The organism is Mucilaginibacter sp., assembly GCF_036383575.1.
Taxonomy (GTDB): Bacteria; Bacteroidota; Bacteroidia; order Sphingobacteriales; family Sphingobacteriaceae; genus Mucilaginibacter.
Genome location: NZ_DASVOB010000257.1, coordinates 1 through 12,383, shown reverse-complemented (window position 1 = coordinate 12,383; position 12,383 = coordinate 1). Strand labels below are relative to the sequence as shown.

Sequence of the window (12,383 nt, the reverse complement as noted above, 5' to 3'; positions counted from 1 at the left end):
TATAAGCGAGGTGGCTATGCATAAACCGGCTATCTGCCGTCACGATCAAATGCCTGGCTACAAACCGGCCGCGGTTGGTGATAGATTAATTCATTAAAAACCAAGAAGAATTGATATGGAACTGCTATTGAAAATTTTTGGTGAGGGAAAGGACCTCAATGCCCTGCAAATGAGCAGTCGTGGGGTGGTTATATTTATTATAGCCTTCCTGCTGATCCGTATTTCGGGCCGGCGCTCGTTTGGCGTGCGCACACCACTGGATAATATTATTACCATTTCGCTGGGGGCAATTATGAGCCGGGCTGTTGTAGGTGCATCTTCTTTTGTGCCGGTAGTGGCCTGCTGCTTCGTTATCGTTATTCTCCATCGCATGTTTGGCTGGCTCATTGTTCATCACAAAGCTTTCGGCCGCTTTGTAGAGGGCGATAAGATCCCGCTGTTTGATCAAGGGAAGTTTATTAAAAGCAATATGGAAAAAGGCCTGGTTTGCGAAGAAGATATCATGCAGGGTGTTCGGAAGTCGGCGCTTACAGAAGATATGGAGGGGATAGAAAAAGTTTATATGGAAAGGAACGGCGAGATCAGCGCTATTAAAAAGAAATAGTGCGATTAGAGCGAATATTGCATGGTAAATAATGCATCAAAGCGATCATAAAAGAACTGGAGTTTTTGATCACTTAGTGCACCTTTCAGAATTGTTCGCGGGTTGGTTCTGATACCTTAATTAGATGGCCTTCTTTCCATTGATAGCGTATGATTCTTTTTTATTTTTCTCATTATCAGATTGTTTATAGTTTCAACCAGGTTGTCCAGGTCAAAAGGTTTAGCAATTATTGCATCACAGCCATAAACGTTAAAATCGAGCCCTGGCTGGGTATAAGCAGAAAAAATAATGACTGGAATATTGTGTAATGTAGGATGTGATTTAATAGTCCGGCATAATTCGCCGCCACTTCCATCTGCTAAGCGGTAATCGAGCAAAATGACATCGGGCTGAAAATGTTCAGCGGTGGACAAAAAACCAGTGCATTGCATGCTGCTTTTCACTTTGTATTGTTCGTAAGGCAATACTTCTTCGACAATCTGAACAATATCCAGGTCGTCGTCCAACAACAAGATTTTTTTCATGAGTGCGCTTTCAGTATGGTGGGTTAGCTCAAAAAGCTGAAAGCGATAAAGTCACGTCGAAGAACGGTGCAAATGCCCATCTTCGCAAGTCGACCGGGATCAGGTCCTAAAACCATACAACTTAAAGGTAGATAATATTAAAAAATAATCTATATTATTGTTTAATTTATTTATCAGGTAGTTAATTGAAATTATGTGCGTTACGCGTTATTATTGTTGCATAATGCGGTGGCCAATTTGACAAACAGTTTTGATCACAGGCCGACCGCCGCGGAAATACAGTCAATCTTATTTTGACAATAACGATCCAACCTTCTCCAGCAAACTATCAATATCAAAAGGTTTTTCAATAAAATCGGTGGCGCCGGCGTCAAGGGCAGACTGCCGTGTTTCGCGGCTGGCTGAAATCATGAGTACTGGTATAGTTTGTACTTGTAGGGTGTTTTTGAGCATACGGCAGATATCACGGCCATCTATCCCCGACATCCAGATATCCATCACGATCAGGTCGGGCTGTTCTTTTTGTGCCAGTTCCAGAATGCGCTGACCTTGAAGGGTTGGTATTACTTCATAGTTTTCCAACTCCAGCATCATCCTGGTAGCGTCTATAATACCATCGTCATCATCGGCCAATAAAATTCTTTTCACGTATTATATCTCTTTTATTATCTATTAGTTATTGTTAATGGCAGCGAAAAGCAGAAGGTAGAGCCCTTGCCCTCTGTAGAAGTTACCCAAATGCGGCCACCCATCCGGCGCACAATTTCTGCCGAAATATATAAACCCAAACCTAGGCCGGGGAAGGTATGCTCCCGGGTGCCACTAACGCGATAGAACTGTTCAAACACTTTGTCCTGTTTTTCCGGACTGATACCTATCCCAAAATCCTGAACACACAATTGGATCTCGTCATTTTCCTGTTGCGTGTATATCATGATCCGGCTGGCATCCGGCGAATATTTGATCGCATTAGTTAGCAGGTTGATGATCACCTGGCCAAGGCGATCGCGGTCACCGGAAACTTCACCATCATATTTCAGTTCGCGCCTGATAATGTGTTTAAGGGCAGTACGCTGAATATCTTCCACGGTTTCTGTTACAAGTTCACTAAATGAAAAGGTTGATTCATTGAACTGCATCCGCCCGCTGTTGATCTTGGTTACATCTAACAGGTCACTGATCAGGCTGTTAAGCCGGTTCACCTGCCGGTCCATTTTACCTACCAAATCGGCACTTTTTTCATCTCCATTATTGCGAAATACACGTTCCAGAACCTGGGCATAAGCTTTAATGCTGGTGACAGGGGTTTTAAGTTCATGGCTGGCAACACCCAGGAAATTATCCTTTTGAGCCTGCAGTTCTTTTTGCACATGGATGTCTGTATTGGTACCGTACCATTTCATGATTTTGCCTTCATCGTCGCGTAGCGGAAGCGCCTGTACCAGGTACCAGCGGTAGTCGTTTTCTTCCCGTACGCGAAATTCGATGCGGTAGGGTTCGCCGGAGGTGATCGCTTTTTGCCAGGTGAGCTTGGCGCGTTCTGCATCATCAGGATGAAGGTTTCCTGACCAGGCATCGCCCAGCGGATCACTTTCCTTCCCCGGATGCAGGTCATGCCAGCGTTTGTTAACATAATCCAGCTGCCCTCCGGGTGTACTTGTCCACACTACTGCCGGGATGGAATCGGCAAGGAAAGCCATTTCCCTAATCACTTTGTTCAGGGCATTGCGCGCCTGGATCTCCGGGCGGAGGTCACGTGCAATACCGGCTATAGCCACCGGTTCATTGGTGATCTCTTCACGAATGAGGTACATTTGCTTATGTATGGGGATAACTTCGCCGGTTTTCTGGTTTACCAGGTCCAGGCGGCCCGTCCAGCGGCCTTCGCGATAAATGGTTGGGATCACCGTTTGCTGTATGAGCCTGTTAGAGGGCTCGCTGTGGTAATTGTACAATGAAACCCCTTTAAATTCCTCGTCGCCTAAGCCAATCAGTTCCTTGCCGGATTGGTTCAGGTAAAGCGTACGGCCTTCGATGTCGCAATAATTCGAAAAATCCTCACTTACATCTACCATAGTTGCCAGCCGCTGCAACTCAGCGCGGGCCTTAAGCTCCGGACGGAGGTCGCGCACAGTAGCACCCCGGCCAATTACCTCGCCGGTATCAAGGTCGGTCACCAGTGTATAGCTTACTTCGCAGGGGATCACTTCTCCTGTATTTTTGTTTTTGAGGCGGTTAATGCCTTTCCAGCCTTTCTCCGGATCGATAGCCGGCAGTACGTGTTGTTGCACACGCGCCAGTTCATCCGCGTCATAAAAATCTCCGGAACTGAACCGGGTATAATCTTCATCCGGCCCTACACCCAAAAGTTGTTTGGCAGACTCGTTCATATAGATCATGCGGCCCTGCATATCCGCGATGGACATATGATCGTTGTTATACCTAACCAGACTAAGTAATTGCTGTTCCCGACGCCTGGCAATCACCTCATCGGTCACGTCCTGCACGGTACCTGCAAAGCGATAGGACTGGCCACCGGTATCAAAAAAAGCGCGGCCCTTGCAGTGCACCCAGCGCAGACGTCCATCGGTTGCACCCACAGTCCGGTAGCGCAGATCGTAACGCCCGTCGGAGCCCGGTATAAGTGCGGCTTGTACCGCCTTATCTACGCGGTTCCTGTCATCTTTGTGTACGTAGCTTAAAACATTTTGGTAGTTTGTTTCCACGTGGGGCGGAAAGCCAAACAATTCGCGGCATCGATCGTCCCATTGTACTTTTTGGGTGGCAATATCAAGGTCCCAGGTGCCGATACCGGCCGCGTTCAACGCAAAATTGAGTTGCTCCTGGGCGGCATGGAGTTCACGGTTGAGTACTTGTAATTGTTCCTCTGCATTACGTATCTCTGTAATATCGCGGGTAGTACCGGCAACTGCGGTTACCTCTCCGTCTTCACCAAATACCGGCGTTAAAATGTAATCGTATATACGTGAACCCAAAATAGCATGCGGGAAAGATACCACGCCGCGCACAGGCTTTTTGTCGCTGCGTACCTGGTCAATCTCGCGTTCGTGCATTTGGGCATGCCACTCTTCATAACCGTTCTCCCGTAATCCTTTCCCTACAGCGGTATCCCAGGTTTTGCCCCACATGGTAAGCAGCGCCTGGTTGGCGTAGGTGAATCGGTAGTCCAGCCCGAACACATAGATCAGATCAGGGGTACTGCCTGTGATAGTTTCATAGAAACGTTTTTGCTGTTCGGCCAGATCGTTACTCGCCAGAAGCACCTCCTGAATTTGACGGCGTTCTGTAATATCAGTTGCGGTGCCGAACCATTCAGTGATCCTGCCTTGTTCGTCCATGATCGGTACTGCCCGTGATAATGTCCAGCCGGGTGATCCATCAGTACGCAACACGCGGTGTTCGAGCTCAAAGATGGTTTTATTTTGGATAGCTTCGGCAATAGCCGCCTTTACAGCCGGTTGATCCTGCGGAAAAATATATTTCTGCAGCCAGTCTTCGGTGGGTTCGGCTGTATCCGGTAAAAAACCGCGCCCGTCCAGCTGCTGTAGTACCGTCCAATCCGGGCTCATGATATAGATGATATCGGATGTAGCAGTGACTAAGGCGCGGAAACGTCCTTCACGCTCTGCTATGGCCTGGGTTGAAAAGTTGGTTTGCGTTGGCTGGGTCATCAAGATTTAAAGACAAAAAAGTCGAATTTTAGTTTGGGTACATCTATCTAATTTATAGATGTATTTATTTAACGCTTGGTAGCCATCCCAAGATCCGTTTAACCAGACAGTTGTTATACTTACAGCGTGCATGATATAAATATTAAAGCGGTAATGGCATGGCACGGTATTGGTGTTAAGAATACCTGAACGCAATTTTGCACATAATTCAAAGTAAAACTTAAACAAACATGAGTTCGGCATTTGTAAAGGAAGGGGAGGCCAGGCACCTCAAAGATGTTGCACCTAATTTGGGTGCATTGCTTTTCTTTTTGCGTGTGGAGAATAACGGTACCGTAATCCGTGATGAGAAAATGTATTTCAGCCAAAAGCATGGCCGTGATGTTTACGAAATGAGCGATGGCCTCATCTATGCGCTGAATGATGATAATCACTGGTATATTATCCTCGACTGATGAAAGGTGATTTTTTTGGAGGCACCAGCGGTTTACTAATAGATAAGCCTAAACGGGATTTTTCGCCTGAATATCCCCATTTGTCCAGATTAGGTTATTATGCTTTATCTGAAAATAGTATTGAGATCAATAGTTCATTTTATAAGGTTCCGCAGGCAAAAACAATTGCCCGCTGGGCTACCGAAGTAAATGATAATTTCCGTTTTACCTTTAAACTTTGGAAAGGGATTACCCATGAGAAAAATCTGCTTTTCAACCCGCAGGACGTTGGTAGATTTATGGAGACAATTCAGTTACCAAAGCCATTACAGGGATGTTTGTTGGTTCAGTTTCCACCCAGTCTGCAGGCAAATAGCTTGCCTCAATTAGCGAAATTGCTTGATTTGTTGAGCGCAGACGCATGGCCTTTTGCTGTAGAGTTTCGTCATTCTTCCTGGTACAGGGAGGACGTTTTTGAGTTATTAAATCAACATCAGGCCGCCATGGTGCTACAGGATATGCCCAAATCAGCCACGCCGATGGAGATTACCGCCGATGAGTTGATTTATCTTCGTTTCCATGGCCCATCCGGCAATTACAAGGGAAGCTATAGCGAAAGTTTCCTTGCTGAATATGCGTCCTACATCAGTGAGTGGCAACAGGAAGGAAGAATCGTTTATACTTATTTTAACAATACGGCAGGATCAGCTCTTGAGAACCTGCATTTTCTGAAAGGCTGTCTTGAAGAATAAAATTATTAGTTGTGGCAATGGACCTGCGGGGCTGCTGAATATGTGTACGGGGGCTTCGGTCCGCGCCACGCTTTTTATTACTAACAGCTGCCAGGAGCCAATAATTGATATGAGTCACAGATAACATCAACAGGTGAAAGACAAAATTTTGAATAAAAGAACCAACGCTCAGGTTCGACAACCAATTTATGATGATTAAAATTAACTTCAAGGTTTCGTAAAATTGCCTATTAAGCAAAATTGAATGTGCTATTTCTTGCCTGGTTCACCAAGGTCATCGGTCAGCGTCGTAATTTCCCTGATCAATTCATCCAGCCGTTGGGCTTCCTTGCGGAACATGGGGATCAGTTCCTCGTTTGCGGAACATTTCTGCCGGGAAAGCTCGGCCAATCCCAGTATGTTAGCGACGGGAAGGCGCAGCTTGTGAGATTGTATCCAAGCGATCTCCCGGAATTTGTCATTCTGTTTTTCGATTTGCTCCACGTGTTCCCGCTGGCTGGTGATGTCCCTTAAAAAGCAGTTAACGCCGGTAACTTCTTGCCGCTGGTCGAGGATGGGGTTAAAGCTTAATTCTTCAAAGCGCCTGTTCCCGTCGAGCTCCCGCTCGCGAATAACAAGGAAAGCTTCACCGCGGAATGCCCTGCGGTAACTGTCCAGGATTGGCCGCATCATGTCCTGTTCAAAGTCGGCGTTGCTGATCGTATCCGGCTGTTTCCCGGTAAAACGCTCGACGCGTTCCCAAAACGCTTCGTTACCCGTAATAATATTAAAATCACAGTCCACTGACCAGATCAGGTCACGGGTATTATTGATGATCGCCCGCAGGTTCTGCTCATCTTTAGCAATTTTTTCACGCATCAGTTTTTCGTCCGTAATGTCCCGGAAATAAATTGCCAGACCGCTTTTGATCGGGTAGGCGCTGGCCGAAACCCACATCCCGTTAAAAGTATTAAACTCCTCGAAATGCACGCTGACCTGTTCACGCAGTGCCCGGTCATACTCCCGGAAATAGCGTTGTTCTTTTCCGTAGGGGAACAGTTCCCACACATTTCTGCCTATGAGATCTGCGCGGTTGCGACCCTGTATCCGTTCGTATTCCTTATTTATATAAGTGAAGTTCCAGTCGTTATCGACGGTGTAGAACGCGTCAGTCATACTTTCTAGCACGTTTTCCAGTTCGGCCGTTTTTTCGGCCAGCGCCTTTTCGGTGCGCACTTTTTGATCAATATCGATCACCAGAGTTTGCTTGGCCGGGACGCCTTCAAAGACGGTATGATGAGAAAAGACTCGAACATAAAAAGCTTCCCCATTCTTTTTGCGATGTAGCCAGCGCCCGGCATCTGCATAACGGTTCGGAATCTGATCAACCGCCGCTAAAAAAGCCTCAACTTCTTCGGCGGGACGGATATCGGTGATCTTCAATTGTAAAAATTCCGTGTAGCTATAACCATATTGGATGGTGGCTGCAGTGTTCACTGCCAGGAAGTGGAAATTACGGCTATCGAAAATGAACATAGGTACCGGTACTTCTTCGAACAGACGGCGATAATCGTCCCTCGTCTTGCGGACTTCGCCGGCTTGACGGTTTATTCTGCTATACAGGATGAAACTGACCAGCAGGATGACGATGAAGTCGTTCAGACTTCGGAACAGGTCGCGGTGCGTCGGCTCCAACTGCTCCGCCAGGTGGCTGATCAGGGGATCGGCGATGAACGCCCAGCTCAGCGCCGCAGCGATAATAATTAATGTTTTTTTAAGTGTTGAAAAACGGTTCATACTCACGCTTCCTTCATACGTACATAACACCCGTAAGTTGTAAACTTAGCATTTTGTCGGCGAAACTTACAATCATTTACAAGCAATAAATATGGTAGGGGCATTAAAGAAAATTGATTATTAGTTGTAATTTTAACTTATAGTCTTGATGATATGGGATATACTGAATTGAGCCATCTGGAAGGCAGAGAGCCGGTCGTTGCCCGGATTTACGAACGGCTTATCTGTGAATTGCAAAAGTTTGGGCCAATTAAAACCGAACCCAAGAAAACAAGCATCCATTTAAGCAACCGCTTTGGTTTTGCCGGCGTATATACGAGAAAAGAATATATAAACTTAGAAGTGCATCTCAACTATAAGCTGACTGGCAAGAGAGTAAGCAAGGCTGAACAAGCGTCTGCGAACCGCTTTCATCATACCATTAAATTAATGAGCCCTGATGATATTGATGATGAACTTTTGAGCTGGCTTAAACAGGCGTATGACTTAAAAAAATAACAACATATCATAAGACAGAAGGGATACGCAATCGGTCGGCCTTTATTGCTGGTGTAGAGGTAATTATAGTCGCTAAGAAACCGGATCTCTTCGGCATCAGAGGTTTTTGTAAAGCTGGCGCCGGGTACTAAGGCGCCAGGGGGGGATAAAGCAGATCAATACCATTTTCAAGGAAAGCAATCAACCACGTGCCGAGCAAAAAATGCCTTCAGACATCGCGAATCTGATCTTGCAGCCATTGGACGATATTCACCTCAATCCCGACTATAATATTTTTAATTTCTCATCGCCAGCCAGCAAAACAACACTTTACGGATTATTGGCCAGCGCTATCTTTTTGTTGTTGCTGGCATGTATCAATTATGTGAATTTAACTACGGCCCACGCCGCCCAAAGAGCAAAAGAAATCGGGATACTCAAAACTTTGGGCAATAGACGGATACAATTAGCAGCTCAGTTTTTAGGCGAAGCATTTTTGATAACATCCTTTGCTGTTTGCATATCGATGTTGCTTGCGCCAATTATTTAAAAAATGTTTGCCGATGTTATATCTCCTGATATTTACACCAATATGCTAAGGCCGGATGTGATGCCTTTCCTGCTAATTTTAACCATTGTGATAGGTATTTTGTTGCGTTTTTATACCGCAATGGTGTTGTCAGGTTACCAGCCGGCAACAGTGCAAAAAAAACAGGTCCAAGGGCAATAGCAATAAAACGCGGAACGCGTGGCTCCGTAAGTCGCTTACAATTTTGCAGTTTGTTGTAGCCCTGTTTTTTATGTTGACTTCCATTTTGGTAAGCCAACAAATTTATTACGCCTTACATAAAAACCTCAGGTTAAAAGGATGCCATCCTGCTTGTTAATACACCCTGGCAAACGAGTAAGGTCAGCACCAACCAGGTACTGCTAAATGAATTCAGGTCGATGCCGCAGGTTGACCTTGTGGGTTTAGGTAATGACCCACATACAAAACGTGTCGTCTGCGAAGCCATTCTGCGAAACAGTACAGTTAACGACTTATTACTTCAGATGAACCATGCTGGTCACATTTGTTATAGAGCGAATAACTGAGTCTAACTCATTAGCTGATTTAACAAGGTATTCATGTATTTGCTGTTGTTCTGGCTTAATTGGTTTGTCAAGCATCGGCAATAAACCCATAATCCGGGAAAGCGGCGCTCGAATGACGTGCGACTGCATCCACGAAATCTCCATGAGCTTTTTATTCTGGCTTTCAATAGCTTCTGTATATCGTACCCGCTCTGTAACATCATTTGCAAGTACAACTTTACATTGTACGCCATGATAAATGATTTTATTGCTTTGTACGTCGACGCGAATGATCTCCCCGTTTTTTTTTAAGTGACGAAAAACACCATCGAGCCGAAACTTATCCTGGTTCTCGTGGTCGGTAACGATCTTTTTCACTAGTGGTAAATCTTCAGCAGGCCGGATATCAAATATGGTCATGGAAAGAAATTCTTCCCGGCTGTAACCATAATGCCGAATCGCTGCTAAGTTGACATCAAGATAACGCAGTGTGCTCATTTCATATACGAACATAGGCAGCGGGCTGAGATGAAAAAGGTCGCTGTAACGTTTTTCAGATTCGGCAAGCGCTTGCGTTGCCGCTTTACTTTCGTTGATGTTTTTGAAGAATACAGACAACCCGCTTTCTGAGGGATAGGCACTTACGCTGAACCATGCTTCAAGGTGCGGGTAGAAATCTTCAAAATGGACCGCTTTCCCTGTTTGCTTAGCCCGTTGATACTGGCGATAAAATTCAAGTTCAGTAACGTCAGGATATACGTCCCAAAGGCACCTGCCCAACATTTCATCCCGGCTCCTGCCAACGCTGCGTTCGGCTGCTGCATTCCAATAAGTGACTTTCCATTGATTATCTACGGCAAAAAAGCCGTCGCCTATGCTGTCCAGTATTTCGTTTCGCTCCTTCAGTGCAGCAATAGCTTCCAATTCGGCTTTTTTCCTACTATCAATATCTTGAAAACTGCCAAAGACCCGAATACACCGGCCTTCTTTAAACTCAGCTTCAGCGATCGCCCTGATCCAGCGGATGTTACCTCGTGCAGTTAACATTTTCAGCTCAACATCGCAAGGCTTTCCGGTTGCAATCACATCTGCCATTTTGCCGGCTATGTAATCCCGGTCTGCCCCTTCTTGATAAAAAGATAGCCAATTGTCTGCCCTTGGTATGAAGTTCTTGGGTACCTCATAGATATCGCGCGTAATTGGTGACCAATAGGCGGTACCTTTGACGCGGTCAACTTCCCAACCACCAATCCGTGCAAGTTGACTGGCTTTATCTAGCAGATCTTCCACTTCTTTCTTGTCAGAAATATTCTTTCCGACACAAAACATCACGTTTTCTCCGGCAGAACGCGTAACCGTCCAGGACAGCCAAATGATCTTTCCACTCTTACTCTTGAAACGATTCTCAAAATACATCGTCTGGTCCCCTCCGGCTAAAAATGCGTTCGTGCGCTCCTTGCTAACTGCCAGGTCATCGGGGCATACAAGTTTGTCAAGGGATAGCGCCAGTATTTCCTGCTCAGTATATTCCAGTTGATTGCACATTGCCGGATTGACCTTCTTGAATACCCTGTCCGCACCCATTATACCGATTAAATCCGGCGCACGATCAAAAAGTACTTCCAGCTGCTCTGACATCTGTCGGTGATGGAGTTCCATTCCCAGTTGATGGCTCAAAGCTTCCCAGAACTGCTCGTTTCCGGTGACGGGAATTTTCTCCGTATCAATATCAAGGGTCAGCACCCCCACGAATTCTTCGTGTTGATACAATGGTAGTCCAATTTCGCCCAAATCACCTGTTAATATGCTTTTTTCTCGCCATACACGTTCTGCCAACCCTTCACTAACGGCCAGGGAGATGTCGGGAGTGCCTGCAAATTTTACAAACTCAAGGCAGGTGGCATTTAGAAGCCAGATCGCCGCTTCTTTTCCGCCAGTGAATCCTAGTACACTTTCTAAAACCCGTTCCAGCATGTAATCCATGGCATGGTTACCGCGAAACAATGAACTCATTTTAGAAAAAAAATCCCGCTGTTTTTCTGTTTGAAGTCGTTTGGTTTCTAACTCCATCTGACCGGTAATATCAATGAAACTAAATGACAAAGCCTGGATGTCCGGATCTTCCAATAGGTTAGCCAGCATAGCGTCTAACCAGATATAATGCCCTAAGTGATGAAGGATACGGAATTTCACGGCGATCTTACTGCCGGGATTTGCAATAATTTGGCTGGTTGATCTCCTAAGCAGGGGTAAATCTTCCGGATGGGCAAGCGAATAAATTGATCGCTCTTTCAAAAGAGACAGGTTTCTTCCGGTTATCTGCTCCGCAGAGAAGCTCTGATAAACAATATAATTATCTTTGTTTAAAAGCGCTGTTCCGGCGTAGCTATGTTCTATAAGCTTTCGAAAGTTTAGTTCACTTTTCCGGAAACTTTGGTTTGCTTGTGGGTTTATTTCGTTATTTAGTTCAGGTCTGCGCTTAGTTCCCATAGCGTTATAAATTAGACATATTAAATCAGGTATCAGCAAACTAAAGTTAGGAAAGGTTTAAATTAAAAAGCAAAAAATGGCACTTATTTTCTTTTAAATAAAGGAAAATAGAAATTTTCGCCGATAAACTTTCGACTTCCCCTTAGAATTAAAGATTATCTACAATGCAAAAACTTTTATTGAAGCGAGAGGCCTGAACTTGCGTACGGCGTTATACTTCGCTATTGTGGCCTCTTTCTTCAGTACCTTATTCAAGCTTTTGAGATCAAAAATCCCTTCGCCATTCTCTTTTTATATGCCGCGATCAGTTGTTATAATTTTGACCGGGCCAATTTTGGTACCAAAATCGATTTCATTCCATGCCCTTAATGCCTTTCCAATCTGGGAAGTTTAATATTTAATGACGATTGTCTATTTGATCAGTGCCGGGAGCAGGTAGGTGCCCATCAAACGGTCGACCTGCGGATGCGCATAGGGCATATTGTAGGTCGTGGCGTCGCTAAAATTACATCAATCCAAGTGATCCCAATCTTCAGTCTATTGCGCATGGTCGAACTATA

10 protein-coding genes are annotated in these 12,383 nt (G+C 45.3%); 5 read left to right on the top strand and 5 right to left on the bottom strand.

What is annotated here, in order from left to right; translation table 11 throughout:
• Window positions 1–115: 115 nt before the first annotated feature.
• Entirely contained in the window at window positions 116–604 is a 489-nt protein-coding gene (locus tag VF500_RS09225; protein WP_330859400.1) for a DUF421 domain-containing protein, read from the top strand.
• A gap of 116 nt (window positions 605–720) precedes the next feature.
• Here VF500_RS09225 and VF500_RS09220 read toward each other — a convergent pair whose 3' ends face one another.
• From VF500_RS09220 to VF500_RS09210, 3 genes are all read right to left on the bottom strand, one after another.
• Window positions 721–1,128 (bottom strand): response regulator, encoded by a 408-nt coding sequence (locus VF500_RS09220; RefSeq protein ID WP_330859399.1) that lies wholly within the window; start codon window positions 1,126–1,128, stop codon window positions 721–723.
• A 288-nt stretch (window positions 1,129–1,416) separates the two neighbouring features.
• Entirely contained in the window at window positions 1,417–1,776 is a 360-nt protein-coding gene (locus VF500_RS09215) for a response regulator (protein WP_330859398.1), read from the bottom strand.
• Between the two features lie 17 nt (window positions 1,777–1,793).
• Window positions 1,794–4,820, bottom strand: a complete 3,027-nt coding sequence (locus VF500_RS09210; RefSeq protein WP_330859397.1) for a PAS domain S-box protein — start codon at window positions 4,818–4,820, stop codon at window positions 1,794–1,796.
• Between the two features lie 230 nt (window positions 4,821–5,050).
• Here VF500_RS09210 and VF500_RS09205 point away from each other — a divergent pair, with 230 nt between their 5' ends.
• Both VF500_RS09205 and VF500_RS09200 read left to right on the top strand, forming a co-directional pair.
• Window positions 5,051–5,275: a hypothetical protein gene (locus VF500_RS09205; protein ID WP_330859396.1), complete on the top strand. Its 225-nt coding sequence runs from the start codon at window positions 5,051–5,053 to the stop codon at window positions 5,273–5,275.
• Window positions 5,275–6,006, top strand: a complete 732-nt coding sequence (locus VF500_RS09200; RefSeq protein WP_330859395.1) for a DUF72 domain-containing protein — start codon at window positions 5,275–5,277, stop codon at window positions 6,004–6,006. Before VF500_RS09205 ends, VF500_RS09200 begins: the two co-directional genes overlap by 1 nt.
• 249 nt (window positions 6,007–6,255) lie before the next feature.
• On the opposite strand, the gene VF500_RS09195 is transcribed toward VF500_RS09200, so the two are convergent.
• Window positions 6,256–7,782 (bottom strand): PAS domain S-box protein, encoded by a 1,527-nt coding sequence (locus VF500_RS09195; protein WP_330859394.1) that lies wholly within the window; start codon window positions 7,780–7,782, stop codon window positions 6,256–6,258.
• 153 nt (window positions 7,783–7,935) lie between these two features.
• Here VF500_RS09195 and VF500_RS09190 point away from each other — a divergent pair, with 153 nt between their 5' ends.
• Together VF500_RS09190 and VF500_RS09185 are read left to right on the top strand one after the other, a co-directional pair.
• On the top strand, window positions 7,936–8,280 hold the full coding sequence (locus VF500_RS09190; protein ID WP_330859393.1) for a DUF5655 domain-containing protein: 345 nt from the start codon (window positions 7,936–7,938) through the stop codon (window positions 8,278–8,280).
• Window positions 8,281–8,482: 202 nt separating this feature from the next.
• Window positions 8,483–8,809, top strand: a complete 327-nt coding sequence (locus VF500_RS09185) for an ABC transporter permease (RefSeq protein ID WP_330859392.1) — start codon at window positions 8,483–8,485, stop codon at window positions 8,807–8,809.
• A 494-nt stretch (window positions 8,810–9,303) separates the two neighbouring features.
• On the opposite strand, the gene VF500_RS09180 is transcribed toward VF500_RS09185, so the two are convergent.
• Window positions 9,304–11,823, bottom strand: a complete 2,520-nt coding sequence (locus VF500_RS09180; protein WP_330859391.1) for a PAS domain S-box protein — start codon at window positions 11,821–11,823, stop codon at window positions 9,304–9,306.
• Window positions 11,824–12,383 lie beyond the last annotated feature (560 nt).

What these genes read in the sequence shown, in the direction of transcription:
- VF500_RS09210 (WP_330859397.1), bottom strand. Translation starts at nt 4,820, where the DNA reads ATGACCCAGCCAACGCAAACCAACTTTTCAACCCAGGCCATAGCAGAG.
- VF500_RS09220 (WP_330859399.1), bottom strand. Translation starts at nt 1,128, where the DNA reads ATGAAAAAAATCTTGTTGTTGGACGACGACCTGGATATTGTTCAGATT.
- VF500_RS09190 (WP_330859393.1), top strand. Translation starts at nt 7,936, where the DNA reads ATGGGATATACTGAATTGAGCCATCTGGAAGGCAGAGAGCCGGTCGTT.
- VF500_RS09200 (WP_330859395.1), top strand. Translation starts at nt 5,275, where the DNA reads ATGAAAGGTGATTTTTTTGGAGGCACCAGCGGTTTACTAATAGATAAG.
- VF500_RS09205 (WP_330859396.1), top strand. Translation starts at nt 5,051, where the DNA reads ATGAGTTCGGCATTTGTAAAGGAAGGGGAGGCCAGGCACCTCAAAGAT.
- VF500_RS09180 (WP_330859391.1), bottom strand. Translation starts at nt 11,823, where the DNA reads ATGGGAACTAAGCGCAGACCTGAACTAAATAACGAAATAAACCCACAA.
- VF500_RS09195 (WP_330859394.1), bottom strand. Translation starts at nt 7,782, where the DNA reads ATGAACCGTTTTTCAACACTTAAAAAAACATTAATTATTATCGCTGCG.
- VF500_RS09225 (WP_330859400.1), top strand. Translation starts at nt 116, where the DNA reads ATGGAACTGCTATTGAAAATTTTTGGTGAGGGAAAGGACCTCAATGCC.
- VF500_RS09185 (WP_330859392.1), top strand. Translation starts at nt 8,483, where the DNA reads ATGCCTTCAGACATCGCGAATCTGATCTTGCAGCCATTGGACGATATT.